This window comes from Streptomyces glaucescens (genome assembly GCF_000761215.1).
GTDB classification, from domain to species: Bacteria; Actinomycetota; Actinomycetes; order Streptomycetales; family Streptomycetaceae; genus Streptomyces; species Streptomyces glaucescens_B.
The window spans coordinates 3293289-3313632 of sequence record NZ_CP009438.1 but is presented as its reverse complement, the minus strand read 5'-3'; the positions used below and the strand labels follow the sequence as shown (position 1 = coordinate 3313632).

Here is a 20344-nt window from a genome sequence, read left to right as displayed (position 1 = left end):
GGGAGCGACCGCGGGTAACAGCCGCGCGGCCGTCTCGCCGGTCAGCCGCCCGGGCGTACCGCGTAGTCGCCCAGGGCGGGTTCCAGGGCCGCGAACGCCGTGTGCGCGTGACCGGTGACGATCCGGGCGATCTCGTCGTTGGCGCGGCCGTCCAGTGTCAGCCGCAGGGTCTCCTCGAACAGCAGCCGGTGCACACCGCCGAGCAGGGCGGCGGCGACGCGGGGCCGGATGTCGTCCTCGGCGGCGCCGGTCTCCTCGGCGAGGGTGCGGGCCAGTGCCTGCTCACGGGCGTCGTGGAACTCGCGCAGCCGGGCCACGAGGGCCGGGCTGCCGGTGATCATGCGGGCGAACGGCAGGCCCGAGAAGCCGATGACCGGGTCCTGCCCGGCCGCGGCGGCCAGGAAGGCGCGGCGGAGCGCGGCCAGCGCGGACTCGCCGGGTGCGCGGTCGCGCACGGCGGCGGCCGGCATCTCGACGAAGACCCCGGCCAGGTCCAGGGCCAGGTCCTCCTTGCGCGGGAAGTAGTTGGTGACGGTCATCTTGGCCACCTCGGCGGCGGCCGCCACGTCCGCGATCGTCACGTGGTCGAAGCCGTGTTCCAGGAAGAGCCGGGTGGCCGCGTTCGAGATCTTCTCCCTGGTCCGGCGCTTCTTCAGGGCCCGCAGGCCGGTCGTCTCCGCAGTCATGCCCCCAGTGTAGCTAGGCCACGCACAAAATTATGCTTGACATATTTCTGTACTCGACCTAAGTTTGTTCCCGTCAACCTCTCCTCCCGAAGGGACTCCATGACTGCACGCGAGTTCGACCGGCAGGTACGCAATCTCATCGAGCTGGGCTACCCCGCCCTGGGCGGGCTCGGCGCCGCGGAGTTCGAGGCACTGTGCGCCCCCCTGCGGGCCGCGGTGCCCGACCAGGAGGCCGACGTGACGGCCGGGCGGGTGCCGTTCCTGCTGGTCGTCGCCCGCGAAGTGGCACCGGTCGAGCGGACGATGCCGCTCACCGCGCTGCACGGCAAGAAGAAGCCGGGCTTCGTCGACCACAGCTTCGAGCCCGGCGCGCTGGAGCGGTTCGTCGCCGTCCCGTCGGTGGCCGTGCCCGGCCACCGCGTCCACCTGGTGTTCGACGTGGAGCGTGGCGAGGAGTTCTGCGGCGTCGTGCCGAACGACGCCATGGAGACCATCGCCGGGCGCGGGCGCACACCGCTCACCATCGAGGAGGGCATCGCCCTGATCACCCACTTCCCCGAGGTGCTGGTGAAGAACAAGTGCTTCTCCCTCGGCGGTTCCCGCTCCGGCGACCGCCGCGTCCCGGCGATCTGGATCAGCCAGGGCATGCCCAAGCTGGGCTGGTGCTGGGAGGGCAATCCGCACACCTGGCTCGGGATGGCGTCGGCGGGGAAACGGCACGCCGCGTGACGTGACGGCACGGGACGGACCGGGGGGGGGCGGTCAGCGGGCGGGGGCCGCCGCCTCCTCCGGGCGGTCAGCGGGCGCGGGCCGCCGCCCCCTCCGCCCGGCGGGCGAGGTGCCACAGGTCGACGCGCAGCCGGGCGGCGTCGGCCGCGCCGAGCCCCGTCGCCGTACGCAGGGCGCCGGGGACGCACGAGGCGCGCTCCCGCAGTTCCTCCGCGCGCCCGGTGGCCGCGACAAGCACCGAGCGGTCGTCGCGCGGTGAGCGCTCCCGGCGGACCAGACCGGCGCCCTCCATCCGCTTGAGCAACGGCGAGACCGTGCCGCAGCCCAGGCGCGGCGCGCCCGCCGGCTCCTTCACCGTCGTCTCCCCGCGCTCCCACGGCACCGGCAGCACCAGGTACTGCGGGCAGGTGAGGCCCGGCTCCGCCAGGAGCGGCCGGTACGCGGCGGTCACCGCGCGCTGCGCGGCGTACAGCGCGAAGCACAGCGGCCGGTCCGGGAGCGGCGGCCCGGAAACCTCCCCGGGCCGCTCCGCTCCCTCGTCGTCCCGGCGCGTCACGCGCCCGTTGTCACGGACCGCGGATCGAAGCCGAACGGCAGCTCCAGACGGTGGGCGCGCATCAGGGCGTCGTCCGACAGCAGCTCACCGGTCGGTCCGTCGGCCGCGATCACGCCCTCGCTGAGGATCAGCGAACGCGGGCACAGCTCCAGCGCGTACGGCAGATCGTGGGTGACCATCAGCACGGTCACGTCCAGGGAGCGCAGGATGTCGGCCAGTTCGCGCCGGGAGGCGGGGTCCAGGTTGGACGACGGCTCGTCCAGCACCAGGATCTCCGGCTCCATGGCCAGCACGGTCGCCACGGCCACCCGTCGCCGCTGCCCGAAGGAGAGGTGGTGCGGCGGACGGTCCTTGAACTCCGCCATGCCGACCCGCTCCAGCGCCCGGTCCACCCGGGCCTCCAGCTCCGCGCCCCTCAGCCCGGCCGCGGCGGGCCCGAACGCCACGTCCTCGCGCACCGTCGGCATGAAGAGCTGGTCGTCCGGGTCCTGGAAGACGATCCCGACCTTGCGCCGGACCTGTGCCATGTGCCGCTTGCCGACGGGCAGCCCGGCGACCGTCACGGTGCCGGTGCCGCCGGAGAGGATGCCGTTGAGGTGCAGGACCAGGGTGGTCTTGCCGGCGCCGTTCGGCCCGAGCAGCGCGACCCGCTCGCCCCGCGCGATCGAGAAGTCCACACCGAACAGTGCCTGGTGCCCGTCGGGGTAGGCGAAGGCGAGGCCGGAGACCTCCAGGGAGGGGGCGGCGTCGGCGGGCGTATCGGTCACAGCATCCATCCCAGCAGGCAGACGACGAGGGCGGCGGCGGGCAGCGCGAGGGCGGACGACCACTGGGCCCGGGACGCGGTCACCTCGTCGATGACCGGCATCGCACCGGCGTACCCGCGGCTCACCATGGCCAGGTGCACCCGCTCCCCGCGCTCGTAGGAGCGGATGAACAGGGCGCCCGCCGATGTGGCGAGCACACCCCAGTGCTTCACCCCGCGCGCCTCGAACCCGCGGGACTCGCGCGCGATCCGCATGCGCCGCATCTCGTCGGTGATGAGGTCGCCGTAGCGGATCATGAAGGAGGCGATCTGCACCAGCAGCGGCGGCAGCCTCAGCCGTTGCAGGCCGAGCAGCAGTTCGCGCAGTTCGGTGGTGGCGGCCAGCAGCACGGAGGCGGCGACGCCGAGGGTGCCCTTGGCGAGCACGTTCCAGGCGCCCCACAGTCCGCCGACGCTCAGTGACAGCCCCAGCACCTCGACCCGCTCGCCCTCCGCCACGAACGGCATGAGCACCGCGAACGCGACGAACGGCACCTCGATCAGCAGCCGCTTGAGGAGGAAACCGGCGGGCACGCGCGCGTGGTGCGCGACGACGGCGAGCAGCAGCGCGTACACCCCGAACGCCCACATCGCCTCGCGCGGGGTGGCCACCACGACCAGCACGAAGGCGAAGACGGCGGCGAGCTTGGTGTGCGGCGGCAGCGCGTGCACCGGCGAGTCGCCCCGCCGGTAGAGCCGATGCGCGTGACCTGCGCCCATGGCGGCGTCAGACGTTCTCGACGGAGGTGGACGACGGCGAGGTGTCGCCCGCGCGGCGCCGGCGCACCGCCCAGAACACCGTGCTGCCCGCGACGACGGTGAGGCCGACGCCGATCACGCCGGCGAGACCCCCGGAGAGGCGGGCGTCGTCGACGTCCTCGACGCCGTAGTCGGCGAGCGGGGAGCCGGCGGCCGCGTGCTCCTCGGCCTTCCGGTCGATGCCGTGGTCGGCGGCGACCTTCTCCAGGCCGTCGGGGTCGGCGGAGGCGTAGAAGCTGACGAAGCCGGCGAGGACCACGGACGCGGCGAGGCCGGCGAGCCAGACCGCGCGGTGCGAGGTGCGGGCCGCCGCCGGGGCGGCCTCGGGGGCCGGCGCGTCGACGAGTTCGCCGCCCACCCGCAGCTTCAGCGGGGCGCGCAGACCACGGGCGCCGTACACCAGGTCGGGACGGACGGCGATCACGGCGCCGACGGTGAGCGCGGTGATCGCGGCCTCGCCGATGCCGATGAGGAGGTGCACGCCGACCATGGCGCCGGCGACCTTGCCGATGGCGACGTCGGTGGTGCCGCCGATCCAGTACAGGAAGGTGAAGGCGAGGGCCGCGGCGGGCACGGAGAGCAGCGAGGCGGCGAACGAGGCGGCGGTCACGGACCGGCGGGTGCGCGGCAGCACCTTCACCAGGCCGCGGAAGACGGCGTAGGCGACGACGACCGTGACCACCGCCATGTCGGTGATGTTCACGCCGAGCGCGGTCAGGCCGCCGTCCGCGAAGAGGATGCCCTGCATGAGCAGGACGACGGATATGCACAGCACACCGGTGTACGGGCCGACGAGTATCGCGGCGAGCGCGCCGCCGAGCAGATGACCGCTGGTCCCGGCGGCGACCGGGAAGTTCAGCATCTGGACGGCGAAGACGAACGCCGCGACGAGGCCGGCCAGCGGCGCGGTGCGCTCGTCGAGCTCGCGGCGGGCGCCGCGCAGGCTCACGGCGACGGCGCCCGCGGCGACGACTCCGGTGGCCACGGAGGTGGGGGCGTCGATGAATCCGTCAGGTACATGCACCGTTCGATGATAGTGGCCTAATGCGAACCCTTTGCAAGAGCGAGTGCGTCTCTGGTCGCCACTCGGGCATGAAGGGCGGAATATGGGACAAGAGAAATGAAGCGGACAAGCAGTTTCCGCATGGATCACTCTGGGTAAGGGGTCCAACTATGTCTGTGGTCGAGCAGTACGCGCGGGCCCACATCGTCACCGACGCCGACGACCAGGTGGCCGACGATCAGCGAGCGGTTCCGGTCATCCTCCGGTACGACCCCGACGTCGACCCGCGCACGGTACGGATAGATCTCCCCGGCGACCACGAGTGGTCCTTCGACCGGGAGCTCCTCGAACAGGGGCTGCGCGCGCCCGCCGGGACCGGCAGCGTCCGGGTGTGGCCGTGCGGGCGCGTCCAGGCCGTGGTCGAGTTCCACGACGCGCGCGGCGTCTCGGTCGTCCAGTTCGACACCAAGGCCCTGATGCGCTTCCTGCGCCGCACCTACACGACCGTCCCCGTCTCCGCCGCCGGGTGATTCAGCCGCCGAGCTTCAGCAGCGCGGCCACGATCGGCCCCGCCGTCTCACCGCCGTGCCCGGCCGCCTGGACCACACCCGCCGCCGCCAGATCGTCCCGGTACGCGGTGAACCAGCCGTTCGGCTTCTTCTGGTTGTCCACCTCGGCCGAGCCGGTCTTCGCGCCGACGTCACCGCTCACCCCGGCCATCGCCTCCGCGGCCGTGCCGTACGCCGCCGTGTAGGACATCAGGTCCCGAAGCTGGGCCAGCGTCGACGCCGACATGGTGCGCGACGCCGTGGCCAGCTCGCGCCCGTCCACCGAAGGGGCGACCAGATACGGCTGCCGGAACACGCCCGACTTCACCGTCGCCGACACCGACGCCATGTTCAGCGGGTTCATCCGCACCCCGCCCTGCCCGATCAGCGCCGCACCCATCTGCGCCTTCGACTCCACCGGCACCGAACCGTCGAACGTGGGCACCCCGACCGCCCAGTTGTCCAGCGACAGCCCGAACACCTGCTGCGCCTGCCTGGTCAGGTCGTCGTCCTTCAGCTTCGGCGCCTGGCTGATGAAGGCGGTGTTGCAGGACCGCGCGAAGCTCGCCTTGAAGGTGCCGCCCTTGATCTCGAACTTGTCGTCGTTCTGGAACTTCCAGTTGCCGTACGTGAAGAACTTCGGACACGGGTGCGCCTTGTCCGCCGAGGCCAGCCCCTTCTCGATGAGCATCGAGGCGGTGACGACCTTCATCGTGGAACCGGGCGCGAGCGAACCCTGGAAGGCGGTGTTGAAGCCCGGCGAGGAGTTCGCCACCGCCAGGATCTCGCCGGTCGACGGCTTGAGGACGACGACCGACGCGCGCGCCTTCGCGGCGACCTGCTCCTCCGCGGCGGCCTGCAGCCGGGGGCTGAGCGTCGTCTTCACCGTGCCCGGCGTGCCCTCGCTCAGCTCCAGCAGCGTCTTGTCGGACAGCTTGTGCGCCGCGGACTCCTTGCCGCGCACCACCCGCAGCTCGACGCCCGCCGTGCCGCCCGCCGTCCTGCCGTACTTCTCGCGCAGCCCGTCGAGGACCGGGCCCAGCGAGGGGTACTTCTTCGTCGTCAGCTCGCCGCCGTCCCGGTCGAGCGCCCTCACGGGCGGGGTGCCCGCCTCGCCGGTGACGAGGGTGTCGCCCTCGCGCAGCTCCGGGTGGACCACCGCCGGCGCCCAGTCGACCAGGGGCCTGCCGTCCGAGGCGCGCCGCACCACGGTCAGCGCGCTGTCGTACACCAGCGGCTTGCTGACGCCCTTGTAGGTGACCGTGCCCCTGACCGTGAACGGCACCTTCGCGCCGGCGCGGGGGCCGGGGGTGAGGGTGACCTTCTCGACGTGGGCGCTCCTGGTCCAGCCGGTGAGCAGGCCGGTGGCCGCCCGGGCGTCGTCGGTGGCGGCCGCGGCCCGCGCCACCTCGCCCTGCTGCCAGGCGGTGAGGAAGCGCTGGGCCGTACCGGTGACCTCGGCGGCGGTCGGCGGGCCCGTCGGCACGGACTTGACCCGCGCCTCGGTGGCGCCGGCCGTGCCGTCCCCGGCCCCGCCGCCCAGCAGCGCGTAGGCGCCGACCCCGGCACCGCCGACGACCACGGCGATCACCCCGCCGATGACGACGGGTCCCGTCTTCCGCCGCTCGGCGACACGCCTTCTGTTCCCCACTGCGTTCCCGATCCTCCGCGGCGCCCCGGGTGTCCGGGGCGCCGGTGCTCTCCCGGCCCTACGGCCCACAGCCTTCAGCGTCTGCAACGACGGCACCACCCTAGAGTCCCGTCCGGCGGGCGTGACACCGGCCACCCGCCCGCGCGGACCCGCCCCCGGGGCCCGTCAGCCGCCCGCGCGCAGCACCGACGCCACGATCGGGCCGGCCGCGTCACCGCCGCGCCCGCCCTGCTGCACCATGGCCGCCGCGGCGACGTCGTCGCGGTAACCGGTGAACCAGCTGTTGGCCTTGGCCCCGTCGACCTCGGCGGAGCCGGTCTTCGCGCCGATGCTGCCGCCGAGCCCGGCCATCACCCGGGCCGCGGTGCCGCTGGTGGCGGTGCGGTTCATCATCGCCCGCAGCTGCTGGGCGGTGCTCGGATCGAGCCCTCGCGCGGTGGCCAGTTCCCGGCCGTCCAGGTCCTGCGGCACGATCACCGGCTGCCGGAAGGCACCCGTCGTCGCGGTCGCGGTCACCGACGCCATGTTCAGCGGGCTCATCTGCACCTGGCCCTGGCCGATCAGGCCGGCCGCGGTGTCCGGGCCGCCGGGGGCCGGGACCGAGCCGTCGAAGGAGGGCACGCCGACCTGCCAGTCGTCCCGGCCCAGACCGAAGCGGTCCTCGGCCTCGCGGGTCAGCGAGTCGGCCCGCACCTCGTCGGCGAACTTGACGAACGCCGTGTTGCAGGACCTGGCGAAGCTCTCCGACAGGGTGGCGTTCGGGTCGGGTTCCAGTCCGGGCAGGTTGCCGAACGTCTGGCTCTCCGAGACGGCCGTGGGCGGACAGGGCGCCGGCCCGTCCATGCTGGTCAGCCCGGCGTCGATGAGGGTGGCCGCGCTGACTATCTTCATCGTCGACCCGGGCGCCGCCTGCCCCAGGAACGCCGCGTTCCAGCCGTCCGCGCGGTTGTTGGCGACCGCCAGCACCTCGCCGGTGCTCTGCTTCAGGGCGACCACGGAGGCCTCGGGGTACTGCTTCACCGCCTTCTCGGCCGCCGCCTGCACGGTCGCGCTCAGCGTGGTCCGCAGCCGTCCCGCCTCGCCCTCGGCGAGGGTCAGCAGCGAGGTGTCGGCCGCGCCGGTCCCCTCGGCGTGCCGCACCACGAGTTCCACGCCCGGGGTGCCGCCGGCCTGGTCGCCGTAGCGCCGGCGCAGTTCGTCCACGATCGGCCCCAGGGACGGGTACGCGTCCTCGTCCAGCACCCTGCCGTCGCGGTCCACGGCCTCGATCGGCGGGCTCGCCGACTCCTCCGTGACGAGGGTGTCCCCCTCCTTCAGCGCCGGGTGGACGACGGACGGTTCCCAGTCGACCAGCGCCCGCCCGGTGGTGACCCCGCGCACCACGGTGAGCCGGCTCTCGTACGCCAGCGGCTTGCTCCTGCCGTCCCAGGACACGGTCGCCTTCACCGAGAACGGCACCGTGGTGCCCCGGGCGGCGCCCGGGGTGATCCGTACGCCCGTGATGTGCGCTTCCTCGCCGAAGGCGGTCAGCAGCGCCCCGGCCGCCTGGGCGTCGTTGGTGTAGGAGGCGGCGGTGGGGCCCTGGGCCCGCTCCCACGCGGCGAAGAACGCCCGCGTGGTCTCCGTGACCTCGTCGCCGCTCGGCGGACCGGTCCGCTCGGCCCCGGCGCCGCCGGACCCGCCCCCGTCGTCGTCCAGGGCGGACACGATGTTGACCGTCCCGTACCCGGCGCCGCCGACCATCACGGCGAACACCGCGCCGACGATGGCCCCCTTGACCCCTTTGCGCATGCCGCGCTCCCCTCCCCGTGTGTGCTTGGCACTGTAGGCGGGGGGTGTGACGGCGGAAGCGCATGTTCTCTATTTGTTAGCTACAGCTATCCCGGCCGGTGATTTCCGGCCGCTCACACCCACGTGTCCAGCCACATCCGCGACCGCCAGTCGTCCATCGGGATCGCGGTGCCGGTGTGGATGGGCCAGAAGTAGATGAAGTTCCAGGCGATCAGCAGCACCAGCACGCCCGCGGCCGTGGCCCCCGCCACCCGGCGGGACTCGCCGGAGCCGGGCGGGCCGACCAGCGCGCCGAGCAGCATCGCCACCGCCAGGCACAGGAACGGCACGAACACGACGGCGTAGAAGAAGAAGATCGTCCGCTCCTGGTACAGGAACCAGGGCAGGTACCCGGCGGCGACCGCGCAGGCGATCGCGCCCGCGCGCCAGTCCCGGCGGAAGAACCAGCGCCACAGCACGTACAGCAGCGCGAAGCAGGCCACCCACCACAGCAGCGGCGTGCCCAGCGCCAGCACCTCGCGCGCGCACTTGTCGCCGGCGTCCACGGGGCAGCCGTCCGTGCCGGGCGCGGGCGACTCGTAGAAGTACGACACCGGGCGCCCGCCGACGATCCAGCTCCACGGGTTGGACTCGTAGGTGTGCGGCGAGGCCAGGCCGACGTGGAAGTCGTACACCTGGGTCTCGTAGTGCCACAGGCTGCGCCACCAGTCGGGGAACAGCCACGACCAGCTGCTGTCCTTGCCGTCGGTCGCCGCCCAGTTGCGGTAGTAGCCGCCGGTGCCGTCGCTCGGGGAGAGGATCCAGCCGGTCCAGCTCGCGACGTAGGTGACGACCGCGACGGGCACCGTCGACAGGAACGCCCAGCCCAGGTCGCGCCGCAGCACCGTCGCCCACGGCCGCGGCGCGCCCGCCACCCGGCGGGAGCCCACGTCCCACAGGACCGTCATCACGCCGAACGCGGCCAGCACGTACAGGCCGCTCCACTTGGTGCCGATGGCCAGCCCCAGCGACAGGCCCGCCAGCAGCCGCCAGGGGCGCCACCCCAGGCGGGTGTGCTCCGCCGTCCAGGTGTCCGGGCGGACCCGGCCGTCGGCGTCCGCCGGAAGCGCGGCGGCCAGCCTCGCCCGCGTCTTGTCGCGGTCCACGACGAGGCAGCCGAACGCGGCCACCACGAAGAACATCAGCACCCCGTCGAGCAGCGCGGTGCGGCTCATCACGAAGTGCAGTCCGTCCACCGCCACCAGCGCGCCCGCCAGGCAGCCCAGGAAGGTGGAGCGGAACAGCCGGCGGCCGATCCGGCACAGCAGCAGCACCGACAGCGTGCCGAGCAGCGCCGTCATGAACCGCCAGCCGAACGGGTCGAAGCCGAAGACCAGTTCCCCGAGCCCGATGACGTACTTGCCCACCGGGGGGTGCACGACGTACGCCGCGTCCGACGGGATCCGGATGCTGCTGCCCAGGTCCAGGACCTGGCTGTTGGCGTTCTTGTCCCAGTTGACCTCGAAGCCGCGGTGGACGAGCGCCCAGGCGTCCTTGGCGTAGTACGTCTCGTCGAATATCACCGCGCGGGGGTTGCCCAGGTTCCAGAACCGCAGCACTCCGGCGAAGAGGGTCACCAGCAGCGGGCCCAGCCAGCCCGACCAGCGCACCAGCCGGCCGGCGAGCCCGGACGGCACCCCGAGCGCCGCCCACAGCCGCGGGCCCGGCTCGGCGTAGGGCGGCACCAGCCGGTCCCGGACGTCGCCGCGGGGTCCCGCGACACCGCCGAAACGGCGCAGCCGCCGCTGCCATGACGGCCGCTCGCCGGGGGCGGCCTGGTCCTGCCGGAGGTCCGTGGAGGACGCGGTACTGGTCACCGCGCCATCGTAGGGAACCGCGCTGTGCGAGTCCCGTGCACGGCCCCTGCGAGGATGGAACCGTGACAGACACTCCCGGAACCCTGGTCCTCGCCGGCACCCCCATCGGCGACATCTCCGACGCCCCGCCCCGGCTCGCCGAGGAGCTGGCCGGGGCCGACCTGGTCGCGGCGGAGGACACCCGGCGGCTGCGGCGCCTCACCCAGGCGCTGGGCGTCACCCCCAAGGGGCGCGTCGTGTCCTACTTCGAGGGCAACGAGAGCGCCCGCACGCCCGAACTCGTCGAGGCGCTGCTCGGCGGCGCGCGCGTGCTGCTCGTCACCGACGCGGGCATGCCGTCGGTGTCCGACCCCGGGTACCGGCTGGTCGCGGCGGCGGTGGAACGGGACATCCGGGTCACCGCCGTCCCCGGGCCCTCCGCCGTGCTCACCGCGCTCGCCCTGTCCGGGCTGCCGGTGGACCGCTTCTGCTTCGAGGGGTTCCTGCCGCGCAAGGCGGGCGAGCGGCTGTCCCGGCTGCGCGAGGTCGCCGACGAGCGGCGCACCCTCGTCTACTTCGAGGCCCCGCACCGGCTCGACGACACCCTCGCCGCGATGGCCGAGGTGTTCGGCGGCGAGCGGCGGGCCGCCGTCTGCCGCGAACTGACCAAGACCTACGAGGAGGTCCGGCGCGGACCGCTGGCCGAGCTGGCCGAGTGGGCGGCCGAGGGCGTGCGCGGCGAGATCACCGTCGTGGTCGAGGGCGCGCCCGAGCGGGAGGCCGCGGAGCTGAGCGCGCAGGAGCTGGTGCGGCGGGTCCGGGTCCGGGAGGAGGCGGGGGAGCGCCGCAAGGAGGCCATCGCGGCGGTGGCCGTGGAGGCGGGGGTGCCGAAGCGGGTGGTCTTCGACGCGGTGGTCGCCGACAAGCGGTCCGCCGCCGGCTGAGTCGCCCGCACGGCGGCGAGGGCCGGGTGCCACGGGCGGGGCGTGGCAGGACGTTCCCCCGCCCTGATGCCCCCGCCCTGATGGCCTCGCGCCCCTGATGCCCTCACACCCCTGAGGGTGCCGTGCCGCTGCCCGCACCCGGATACGGTCGCGTCCCCGAGGGCGCCGCTCCCGCCGGGCCGCGCAGTGCCCCGTCCCCCTTTCGTAGGATCGGGGCATGCCCACCCACGACGAAGCCCCGCCGCCGCCCCAGCCCCTCCGGGTGCCGGTCGCCGACTCCCACACCCACCTCGACATGCAGTCCGGCACGGTCGACGAGGCCCTGCGCGCGGCCGCGTCCGTGGGCGTCACGACGGTGGTGCAGGTCGGCTGCGACGTACGCGGCTCGCAGTGGGCGGCCGACACCGCCGCCGCGTACGGCGATGTGCACGCGGCCGTCGCGCTGCACCCGAACGAGGCACCGCGCATCGTGCACGGCGACCCCGACGGCTGGTCCCGGCAGGGCGCCCGTGAGCCGGGCGGGCAGGCGGCCCTCGACGCGGCGCTGGCCGAGATCGACCGGCTGGCCGCGCTGCCGCAGGTGAAGGGCGTCGGCGAGACGGGCCTGGACTACTTCCGCACCGGCCCGGAGGGCAAGGAGGCCCAGGAGACGTCCTTCCGCGCCCACATCGAGATCGCCAAGCGGCACGGCAAGGCGCTCGTCATCCACGACCGCGAGGCCCACGCGGACGTGCTGCGCATCCTGAAGGAGGAGGGCGCACCGGAGCGGACGGTGTTCCACTGCTACTCGGGCGACGCCGAGATGGCGGAGATCTGCGCCCGCGCCGGGTACTACATGTCCTTCGCCGGCAACGTCACCTTCAAGAACGCGCAGAACCTGCGGGACGCGGTGGCGGTGGCGCCGCTGGAGCTGCTGCTCGTGGAGACCGACGCGCCCTTCCTGACACCGGTGCCTTACCGCGGACGGCCCAACGCGCCGTATCTCATTCCGATCACGGTGCGCGCGATGGCCGCGGTGCGCGGGATCGAGGAGGACGCGCTGGCGACGGCCGTCGCGGCCAACACGGCACGCGCCTTCGGCTACTGACACACCACACGCCGGACCCGCCCTTCACGGCCACCGCGAGGTTCCACGGCTACGCTGGGTAGTCGTTTGGCTTTGGAGAGTGACCGAAGCTCCGCTAGGTTCGGTGCCCGGTCGAACCCTTGGGCTCCCTCGAGGACCTCTGGCCCCCTGGAGTGTGTCGGCGTGAGCAGTTCGCAGTACGTCCATGAGCGGACGGGGGCGCCCGCCGTCGAGAACGCGGGCTCCGGAATGCCGCGCGGAGGCGCGCGCCGGCGCAAGCCGCGGTACGCACGCTCGGGCGGCTGCATGCGCCGCCTGCTCCCGCAGGCACTGGTCGTGACCTTCCTCGCGGGCGGCACCACCGCGTTCGTCGCCGAGGACAAGGCGATCGAGCTGAGCGTCGACGGCCGCCCCCGCATCCTGCACACCTACGCCGACGACGTCACCGAACTCCTCGCCGACGAGGGGCTCCGGGTGGGCGCGCACGACGTGGTCGCCCCCGCCTCCGGCACCGCGCTCACCAGCGGCGACGAAGTGGTGGTGCGCTACGGGCGCCCGGTGTGGCTCACCCTCGACGGACACCGGCGCGCGGTGTGGACGACGGCCCGCACGGTGGACGGGGCGCTCGGACAGCTCGGGGTGCGCGCGGAAGGCGCCCACCTGTCCACCTCGCGCTCCCAGCGCATCGGCCGTGCGGGCCTCACCCTGCACGTCCGCACCGAGCGGTCCGTCACGATCATGGCCGACGGCCGCGTCCGCACCGTCCGCACCAACGCGGCGACCGTCCGCGAGGCCGTCGAGCAGGCCGGCGTCACCCTGCGCGGCCAGGACACCACCTCCGTCCCGCCCGGCAGCTTCCCGCGCGACGGGCAGACCGTCACCGTGCTGCGCGTCACCGGAAGCCGGGAGGTGCGCGAGGAGCGGATCCCGTTCCCGGTGCGGCGGGTCGACGACCCCACGGTGTTCCGCGGCACCGAGGTGGTGGAACAGTCCGGTCAGCCGGGCCTGCGCCGGATCAGCTACGCCCTGCGCACCGTCAACGGGGTCCGGCAGAAGCCGCGCCTGCTGCGCGACGAGGTGGTGCGCGCCCCACGGACCCGGGTGGTCAAGGTGGGCACGAAGCCGCGCCCCGGCTCCGTGCGCGGCGCGGACCACCTCGACTGGCGGGCGCTCGCGGCCTGCGAGTCGGGTGGCCGGCCGGACGCGGTCGACGCCTCGGGGACGTACGGGGGCCTCTACCAGTTCGACACCCGCACCTGGCACAGCCTCGGCGGCTCCGGCCGCCCCCAGGACGCCCCCGCCGAGGAGCAGACGTACCGCGCGAAGAAGCTGTACGTCCGGCGCGGGGCGAGCCCCTGGCCGCACTGCGGCTCCCGCCTGCACGGCTGACCCGGCCCGGTCCGGCCGGACCCGGTCCGGCCGCGGGCCGATCCGGTTCCCGCGCCCCCGTACCCTTGTGCCGTGAGCAGCCCCACCCCCGACGCCCTGCTGGGCCCCGCCGACATCCGTGAACTGGCGGCGGCCCTCGGTGTGCGTCCCACCAAGCAGCGCGGTCAGAACTTCGTCATCGACGCGAACACGGTCCGCCGTATCGTCCGCACCGCTCAGGTGCGCTCCGACGACGTGGTCGTCGAGGTCGGGCCGGGGCTCGGCTCGCTCACCCTCGCGCTGCTGGAGGTGGCCGACCGGGTCACGGCGGTGGAGATCGACGACGTGCTCGCCGGCGCGCTGCCCGCGACGATCGCCGCGCGGATGCCGGAGCGCGCCGACCGGTTCGCGCTGGTGCACTCGGACGCGATGCACGTCGCCGAGCTGCCCGGCCCGGCGCCGACCGCGCTGGTCGCGAACCTGCCGTACAACGTCGCCGTGCCCGTGCTGCTGCACATGCTCGACACCTTCCCCACCCTCGAGCGCACCCTGGTGATGGTGCAGGCCGAGGTCGCCGACCGGCTGGCCGCGGCGCCCGGCTCGAAGGTGTACGGCGTGCCGTCGGTGAAGGCGAACTGGTACGCCGAGGTGAAGCGGGCCGGCGCGATCGGCCGCAACGTGTTCTGGCCCGCGCCGAACGTCGACAGCGGACTCGTCTCGCTGGTCCGGCGCACCGAGCCGGTCAAGACGTCCGCGTCCAGGCGGGAGGTCTTCGCGGTCGTCGACGCCGCGTTCGCGCAGCGCCGCAAGACGCTGCGGGCCGCGCTCGCCGGGTGGGCCGGTTCGGCGGCGGCCGCCGAGGCCGCCCTGGTCGCCGCGGGCGTCTCCCCGCAGGCGCGCGGCGAGTCGCTGACCATCGAGGAGTTCGCCCGGATCGCCGAGCACAAGGAGCAGGCGTAAGTGAGCGTCACCGTCCGCGTCCCGGCCAAGGTCAACGTCCAGCTCGCGGTCGGCGCCGCCCGCCCGGACGGCTTCCACGACCTCGCCAACGTCTTCCTGGCGGTCGGCCTGTACGACGAGGTCACCGTCACCCCCTCGCCCGGCGGGCTGCGCGTCACCTGCGAGGGCCCCGACGCCGCCCAGGTACCGCTGGACCGCACGAACCTCGCCGCCCGCGCGGTGGAGACGCTGGCCGCGCGGTACGGCCGTACGCCCGATGTGCACGTCCACATCGTCAAGGACATCCCCGTCGCGGGCGGAATGGCGGGCGGCAGCGCGGACGGCGCGGGCGCGCTGCTCGCCTGCGACGCGCTGTGGGGCACCGGCGCGACCCGCGAGGAACTGCTGGAGATCTGCGCCGAGCTCGGCAGCGATGTGCCGTTCAGCCTGGTCGGCGGTGTCGCGCTGGGCACCGGGCGGGGCGAGAGGCTGACGGTCCTGGAGGCCGGCGGCACCTTCCACTGGGTGTTCGCGATGGCCGGGCGGGGCCTGTCGACGCCGGCCGTGTTCCGCGAGTTCGACCGGCTCGCCGAGGGCCGGGACATCCCGGAGCCGGTCGCCTCCCGCGACCTCCTGGACGCCCTCGCCGAGGGCGACGCCGAGGCGCTGGCCGCGACCGTCTCCAACGACCTCCAGCCCGCCGCGCTCTCCCTCTTCCCCGAGCTGGCGGACACCCTGGCGGCGGGCCGCGCCGCGGGCGCGCTGACCGGACTGGTCTCGGGGTCGGGGCCGACGACGGCGTTCCTCACGCGGGACGCCGGGACGGCGGAGAAGGTGGCGCAGGCCCTGGGCGCGTCGGGCACGTGCCGGAGCGTACGGGTGGCGTCGGGGCCGGTCGTGGGGGCGATGGTGCTCTGAGGGGCTCAGGGCCGCCTGGTGACGGCGGTCAGCTCGATGTCGATGTCGTAGGGGACGCCGATTTTGACGTGGTCGTGCTAGATGCCGGTCAGCGCGTAGGTGCCGGTGGCCTCGCCGCGTTCGTACACCTGGACCGCGAGGTGGTCGTCCTGGCCCGCCATCTCGACCAGCCAGAAGTGGGGGATGCCCGCTGCGGCGTACCTCTGCGGTTTGTAGTTGCGGTCGCGGGCTTCGGAGTCCGGTGAGACCACCTCCACGGCGAGCAGCACGTCGGCCGCTTCGAAGTGGGTCTGGCGCAGGCCGGTGACGGCTTCGGCGCGGACCACGGAGATGTCCGGTTCCGGACCGTTGCGCCGGTCCAGCACGACCGTCATCTCCCGTTCGACGCTGAACTCCGGGGGGACGGAACTGAGCAGGCCGTTGACCAGCAGGTCGACGGCAAGGAAGCGGAAGCGGCGCTGCGGACCCACGAAAACGAGGCTCCCGTCGATCAGCTCGGTGTGACGCGGGAGATCCGGCAGCGTGAACAGGTCGTCCACGGTGCAGCCGTCCCGCGGTGGCACCGGCCACTGGACGCGGTGCTTCACGGACTCGGCGCTCATGGTTCCTCCCATGGACGGGATCCTGCTGCCCGCCCTCCACGGTAGCGGCCGGTTCCCGATCACGTCACCACACAGAGTGACGACCCCCTCGCGCCCCGTGCCCAGCCCCCGAGGCCCTACGCTAGAAGGCTGACCGTCCCCCGTGAGCAGGAGAGAAATGGCCGTCAACCTGGTCAATGTCGAGAACGTCAGCAAGGTGTACGGCACGCGTACCCTCCTCGACGGCATCTCCCTGGGCGTGTCGGAGGGGGACCGGATCGGTGTCGTGGGCCGCAACGGCGACGGCAAGACGACGCTGATCCGCATGCTGGCCAAGCTGGAGGAGGCGGACTCCGGGCGGGTCACGCACTCCGGCGGGCTGCGCATGGGCGTGCTCACCCAGCACGACTCCCTCGACCCGGAGGCGACCGTCCGGCACGAGGTCATCCGGGACCTGGCCGACCACGAGTGGGCGGGCAACGCCAAGATCCGGGACGTGCTGACCGGGCTGTTCGGCGGGCTGGACCTGCCGGGCTTCCCGCAGGGCCTGGACACGGTCATCGGGCCGCTCTCCGGCGGCGAGCGGCGCCGCATCGCGCTGGCGAAGCTGCTGATCGACGAGCAGGACCTGATCGTCCTCGACGAGCCCACCAACCACCTCGACGTGGAGGGCATCGCCTGGCTGGCGAACCATCTGCGCGAGCGCCGCTCGGCGCTGGTCTGCGTCACCCACGACCGCTGGTTCCTCGACCAGGTCTGCACCCGCATGTGGGACGTGCAGCGCGGTGACGTCCACGAGTACGAGGGCGGCTACTCCGACTACGTCTTCGCCCGCGCCGAGCGCGAGCGGATCGCGGCGACGGAGGAGGCCAAGCGGCAGAACCTGGTCCGCAAGGAGCTGGCCTGGCTGCGCCGCGGCGCGCCCGCGCGGACGTCGAAGCCGCGCTTCCGCGTGGAGGCCGCCAACGAGCTGATCGCGGACGTGCCGCCGCCCCGGGACAGCAGCGAGCTGATGAAGTTCGCCTCCTCCCGGCTCGGCAAGACCGTCTTCGACCTGGAGGACATCACCGTCCAGGCCGGCCCCAAGGTGCTGCTGAAGCACGTCACCTGGCAGCTCGGCCCCGGTGACCGCATCGGCCTGGTCGGCGTCAACGGCGCCGGCAAGACCACCCTGCTGCGCGCGATGGCCGAGGCCGCGCGGAGCGAGGGCGAGGCCCAGCCCGCCGCCGGCCGGATCAACGTGGGCCGGACGGTCAAGCTGGCGTACCTGTCCCAGGAGGTCGCCGAACTCGACCCGGCCTGGCGGGTGCTGGAGGCGGTCCAGCAGGTCCGCGAGCGCGTCGACCTGGGCAAGGGCCGGGAGATGACCGCCGGGCAGCTGTGCGAGACGTTCGGGTTCGGCAAGGAGAAGCAGTGGACGCCGGTCGGCGACCTCTCCGGCGGTGAGCGGCGCCGCCTCCAGCTGCTGCGCCTGCTGATGGACGAGCCGAACGTGCTCTTCCTCGACGAGCCCACCAACGACCTCGACATCGAGACGCTGACCCAGCTCGAGGACCTGCTCGACGGCTGGCCCGGCTCGATGATCGTCATCTCCCACGACCGGTTCTTCATCGAGCGCACCACGGACCGCGTGTTCGCGCTGCTCGGCGACGGCACGCTGCGGATGCTGCCGCGCGGGATCGACGAGTACCTGGAGCGGCGCCGGAAGATGGAGGAGGCCGCCGCGGCCGCCGCGCCCGCGGCGCAGAAGCCGGCGGCACCGGAGAAGAGCGCCGCCGACCAGCGCGCCGCGAAGAAGGAACTCCAGAAGATCGAGCGCCAGTTGGACAAGATCTCCGAGAAGGAGACCCGGCTGCACGCGCAGATCGCCGAGAACGCCACGGACTTCGCGAAGGTGGCCGAACTGGACGCCGAGCTGCGGGACCTGGCGGGGCAGCGCGAGGAACTGGAGCTGCGCTGGCTGGAACTCGCCGAGGACGCCTGAGTTCCCGCCAAGGTCCCTTCGAGGGGCGCACCTTACCGGCGCGTCCCGGCGCGCACGGCGCACGGTGCGCGTGAAGGGGGCGTGAAGGCGCGTAACGACGGCATCACGGGCCGGTCCTCCCTTGGGAACAGGGGAGGATCCGGCCCGCTGCGCTGTCGGTCCCGGGTGATAGAAAGAGCCGTCTGAGAACCGTCTGAAAACGTCTGAGAATCACGGGTGTGGCGGATACGCAGCGCCACCGGGCGCGGCGCCACATCGGTCACGAGGGGGAACCGCAGATGACCCAGCCGCCCAACCAGCCGCCGCAGCCGGGCGGTTTCGGCGCTCCGCAGGACCCGCCGCCGGGCGGCTTCGGCGCCCCGCAGAACCCGGGACCGGGCAACCCCGTGCCGCCCGCCCAGCCCCCGGGCGCCCCGCAGCCGGGCTACGGCTACCCGCAGCAGCCCGGCCCCTACGGCGCCCCCCAGCAGCCCGGCCCCTACGGCTACCCGCAGCAGCCGGGCCCCTACGGCGCCCCGCAGCAGCCGGGCCCGTACGGTCAGCCCGGCCAGCAGCCCGGCCCCTACGGCCAGCCGCAGCCCGGCCCCTACGGCGCTCCCCAGCAGCCCGGCCCGTACGGCCAGCCCACCCAGCCCGGCTACGGCTATCCGCAGGCCCAGTACCCGGGCGCCCCCGGCACCCCGCCCCCCGGCGGCTCCGGCACCCGCAACCCGTTCAAGGGCAAGCCCGCGCTGGCCGTCGGCGCGGCCGTGGCGGCGCTCCTGGTCATCGGCGGCACCGTGTACGCGGTCACCGGCGGAGACGACGGCGGCAAGAAGGAACCGGTCGCCGGCAAGAGCGACGACCCCAAGCCCACCGCCCCCGAGTCCCCGGTCGACCCCGGTGACGGCAGCGGTGACGGCGGCGCCGACCCGGACGACCTCAACGAGGGCCGCCGGCCGGGCGAGTCGAAGGTGCTCTGGTACAAGGAGGCGCCCGACGCGCCCGGTTCCGGCGCCGAGGCCAACGGCATGTGGATCACCGACAGGACGGCGGTGAAGGCGGCCTACAAGGACCTGGTCGGCTACGGCGTCGGGGACGGCGCCCCGGCCTGGGACACCCTCACCTTCCCGCAGAAGATCTGCGCGACCACCGCGCAGAAGACGGCCGACGACAAGATCGTCGTGGCGTACATGAGCGGCGCCAGCGACCGCGCCAAGTGCAACCAGCTCCAGCAGGTCGACCTGAACACCGGCAAGAAGGGCTGGAGCGGCGAGATCGCCGACGGCGCGCTCTTCGACAGCACCATCACCGTCGAACTGTCCATCGCCGGCAACACCCTGATGGTGGGCCGCTCGCAGTCCGGCACCGCCTACGACGTCACCACCGGCAAGAAGCTCTACGACAAGAAGAAGTACGGCGACGCCTGCTTCCCGGCCGCCTTCTCGGGCGGCACCCGGCTGATCCAGGTCGCCTCCTGCGGGGCCGGCACCGACAACGAGCACGACGAGCTCCAGGAACTCGACCCGAAGACCGGCAAGGTCAAGTGGACGTTCGCGTACGAGAAGGGCTGGCGGATCGGCCGCACCTTCTCCGTGGACCCGTTGGTCGTCTACAGCACCAACGAGGACAAGGACACCTGGAACATCGCCACGTTCACCCCGGCCGGGAGGATCCGCTCCCAGGTGGACATCAAGGACCGCATCGCCCCCGAGTGCGGCTGGGCCATCCTCCAGCGGGACCTGAACGGCTGCCTCGGCGTGGCCGTCGACGCGAACACCCTGTACCTGCCCACCGAGGCCACCACCGGTGCCAACGAGGTCATCGCGATCGACCTGGCCAAGGGCAAGGAGAAGTGGCGGGTGAAGTCCCCGACGGACCAGACGATCCTGCCGCTGAAGACCGAGGGCGGGAAGCTCGTCGCCTACGTCGAGCCGTCGTACGACGCGGGCGGCCGGGTGGTGTCCATCGCGACCGCCGGCGCCGGCCACGAGCCGGTCACGCTGCTGCAGAACCCGGCGAGCGCCTCGGAGGTCGAGAACGGCTTCTTCTCCCGGGACATCGACTGGGCGGACGGCCGGCTGTACCTCTCCACCACGCGGCTGAGCGGCGACGACGACGCCAAGGAGAAGCTGATGCTCGCCTACGGCAAGTGACGCGTCCCGCCCGCCGACCCCGCTCCGTCGATCCGTCCCCGAGGTG

18 protein-coding genes are annotated in these 20344 nt (G+C 73.3%); 9 read left to right on the top strand and 9 right to left on the bottom strand.

Annotated features, from left to right (window positions below):
- Positions 1-41: 41 nt before the first annotated feature.
- Positions 42-686 carry a TetR/AcrR family transcriptional regulator gene (locus SGLAU_RS14235; protein ID WP_043501631.1) on the bottom strand — a complete coding sequence of 215 codons (645 nt, stop codon included), beginning with the start codon at positions 684-686 and terminating at the stop codon, positions 42-44.
- Between the two features lie 99 nt (positions 687-785).
- On the opposite strand from SGLAU_RS14235, the gene SGLAU_RS14230 reads away from it, so the two are divergent.
- Entirely contained in the window at positions 786-1415 is a 630-nt protein-coding gene (locus SGLAU_RS14230) for a DUF5701 family protein (RefSeq protein ID WP_043501630.1), read from the top strand.
- A gap of 67 nt (positions 1416-1482) precedes the next feature.
- On the opposite strand, the gene SGLAU_RS14225 is transcribed toward SGLAU_RS14230, so the two are convergent.
- From SGLAU_RS14225 to SGLAU_RS14210, 4 genes are read right to left on the bottom strand one after another with little or no spacing between them, the layout of a single operon-like run.
- Positions 1483-1971, bottom strand: coding sequence for a MarR family winged helix-turn-helix transcriptional regulator (locus SGLAU_RS14225; protein WP_043501628.1), 489 nt, complete (start codon positions 1969-1971; stop codon positions 1483-1485).
- On the bottom strand, positions 1968-2747 hold the full coding sequence (locus tag SGLAU_RS14220) for an energy-coupling factor ABC transporter ATP-binding protein (protein WP_043501626.1): 780 nt from the start codon (positions 2745-2747) through the stop codon (positions 1968-1970). Before SGLAU_RS14220 ends, SGLAU_RS14225 begins: the two co-directional genes overlap by 4 nt.
- Complete coding sequence (cbiQ, locus tag SGLAU_RS14215) at positions 2735-3496, bottom strand: cobalt ECF transporter T component CbiQ (protein WP_043501624.1); 762 nt, start codon at positions 3494-3496, stop codon at positions 2735-2737. The genes SGLAU_RS14220 and cbiQ overlap by 13 nt, the downstream gene beginning before the upstream one ends.
- 7 nt (positions 3497-3503) lie before the next feature.
- Entirely contained in the window at positions 3504-4559 is a 1056-nt protein-coding gene (locus SGLAU_RS14210) for an energy-coupling factor ABC transporter permease (RefSeq protein WP_043501623.1), read from the bottom strand.
- Between the two features lie 149 nt (positions 4560-4708).
- Here SGLAU_RS14210 and SGLAU_RS14205 point away from each other — a divergent pair, with 149 nt between their 5' ends.
- Positions 4709-5068 carry an SsgA family sporulation/cell division regulator gene (locus tag SGLAU_RS14205; RefSeq protein WP_043501620.1) on the top strand — a complete coding sequence of 120 codons (360 nt, stop codon included), beginning with the start codon at positions 4709-4711 and terminating at the stop codon, positions 5066-5068.
- Position 5069: 1 nt separating this feature from the next.
- Here the strand turns inward: SGLAU_RS14205 and SGLAU_RS14200 are convergent, their stop codons facing one another.
- The 3 genes from SGLAU_RS14200 to SGLAU_RS14190 form a co-directional block, all read right to left on the bottom strand.
- Complete coding sequence (locus tag SGLAU_RS14200; RefSeq protein ID WP_043501618.1) at positions 5070-6737, bottom strand: penicillin-binding transpeptidase domain-containing protein; 1668 nt, start codon at positions 6735-6737, stop codon at positions 5070-5072.
- A 165-nt stretch (positions 6738-6902) separates the two neighbouring features.
- Complete coding sequence (locus SGLAU_RS14195) at positions 6903-8528, bottom strand: penicillin-binding transpeptidase domain-containing protein (protein ID WP_043501617.1); 1626 nt, start codon at positions 8526-8528, stop codon at positions 6903-6905.
- Between the two features lie 113 nt (positions 8529-8641).
- A complete protein-coding gene (locus SGLAU_RS14190; protein ID WP_043501614.1) occupies positions 8642-10384 on the bottom strand; it encodes a dolichyl-phosphate-mannose--protein mannosyltransferase in 1743 nt (580 codons plus the stop codon).
- A 62-nt stretch (positions 10385-10446) separates the two neighbouring features.
- Between SGLAU_RS14190 and rsmI the strand changes: the two genes are divergently transcribed.
- From rsmI to SGLAU_RS14165, 5 genes are all read left to right on the top strand, one after another.
- On the top strand, positions 10447-11307 hold the full coding sequence (gene rsmI / locus SGLAU_RS14185; RefSeq protein WP_043501613.1) for a 16S rRNA (cytidine(1402)-2'-O)-methyltransferase: 861 nt from the start codon (positions 10447-10449) through the stop codon (positions 11305-11307).
- 217 nt (positions 11308-11524) lie between these two features.
- Positions 11525-12394 (top strand): TatD family hydrolase, encoded by an 870-nt coding sequence (locus tag SGLAU_RS14180; protein WP_043501611.1) that lies wholly within the window; start codon positions 11525-11527, stop codon positions 12392-12394.
- Positions 12395-12541: 147 nt separating this feature from the next.
- Complete coding sequence (locus SGLAU_RS14175; RefSeq protein WP_412556266.1) at positions 12542-13762, top strand: ubiquitin-like domain-containing protein; 1221 nt, start codon at positions 12542-12544, stop codon at positions 13760-13762.
- Between the two features lie 72 nt (positions 13763-13834).
- The gene (gene rsmA / locus SGLAU_RS14170) at positions 13835-14701 is read left to right on the top strand and encodes a 16S rRNA (adenine(1518)-N(6)/adenine(1519)-N(6))-dimethyltransferase RsmA (protein ID WP_043501610.1); all 867 of its coding nucleotides are present in this window, start codon (positions 13835-13837) and stop codon (positions 14699-14701) included.
- Positions 14702-15598: a 4-(cytidine 5'-diphospho)-2-C-methyl-D-erythritol kinase gene (locus tag SGLAU_RS14165; protein WP_043501608.1), complete on the top strand. Its 897-nt coding sequence runs from the start codon at positions 14702-14704 to the stop codon at positions 15596-15598.
- Positions 15599-15675: 77 nt separating this feature from the next.
- Here SGLAU_RS14165 and SGLAU_RS14160 read toward each other — a convergent pair whose 3' ends face one another.
- Positions 15676-16200: a Uma2 family endonuclease gene (locus tag SGLAU_RS14160; RefSeq protein WP_078957714.1), complete on the bottom strand. Its 525-nt coding sequence runs from the start codon at positions 16198-16200 to the stop codon at positions 15676-15678.
- A gap of 157 nt (positions 16201-16357) precedes the next feature.
- Between SGLAU_RS14160 and SGLAU_RS14155 the strand changes: the two genes are divergently transcribed.
- Positions 16358-18163 carry an ABC-F family ATP-binding cassette domain-containing protein gene (locus tag SGLAU_RS14155; protein ID WP_043501607.1) on the top strand — a complete coding sequence of 602 codons (1806 nt, stop codon included), beginning with the start codon at positions 16358-16360 and terminating at the stop codon, positions 18161-18163.
- A gap of 278 nt (positions 18164-18441) precedes the next feature.
- Positions 18442-20298 (top strand): PQQ-binding-like beta-propeller repeat protein, encoded by a 1857-nt coding sequence (locus tag SGLAU_RS14150; RefSeq protein WP_043501604.1) that lies wholly within the window; start codon positions 18442-18444, stop codon positions 20296-20298.
- The last annotated feature ends 46 nt before the right edge of the window (positions 20299-20344 follow it).

Coding starts and splice junctions, on each gene's coding strand:
- SGLAU_RS14235 (WP_043501631.1), bottom strand. CDS start 686: ATGACTGCGGAGACGACCGGCCTGCGGGCCCTGAAGAAGCGCCGGACC.
- SGLAU_RS14230 (WP_043501630.1), top strand. CDS start 786: ATGACTGCACGCGAGTTCGACCGGCAGGTACGCAATCTCATCGAGCTG.
- SGLAU_RS14220 (WP_043501626.1), bottom strand. CDS start 2,747: ATGGATGCTGTGACCGATACGCCCGCCGACGCCGCCCCCTCCCTGGAG.
- cbiQ (WP_043501624.1), bottom strand. CDS start 3,496: ATGGGCGCAGGTCACGCGCATCGGCTCTACCGGCGGGGCGACTCGCCG.
- SGLAU_RS14205 (WP_043501620.1), top strand. CDS start 4,709: ATGTCTGTGGTCGAGCAGTACGCGCGGGCCCACATCGTCACCGACGCC.
- SGLAU_RS14195 (WP_043501617.1), bottom strand. CDS start 8,528: ATGCGCAAAGGGGTCAAGGGGGCCATCGTCGGCGCGGTGTTCGCCGTG.
- SGLAU_RS14180 (WP_043501611.1), top strand. CDS start 11,525: ATGCCCACCCACGACGAAGCCCCGCCGCCGCCCCAGCCCCTCCGGGTG.
- SGLAU_RS14160 (WP_078957714.1), bottom strand. CDS start 16,200: ATGAGCGCCGAGTCCGTGAAGCACCGCGTCCAGTGGCCGGTGCCACCG.
- SGLAU_RS14155 (WP_043501607.1), top strand. CDS start 16,358: ATGGCCGTCAACCTGGTCAATGTCGAGAACGTCAGCAAGGTGTACGGC.
- SGLAU_RS14150 (WP_043501604.1), top strand. CDS start 18,442: ATGACCCAGCCGCCCAACCAGCCGCCGCAGCCGGGCGGTTTCGGCGCT.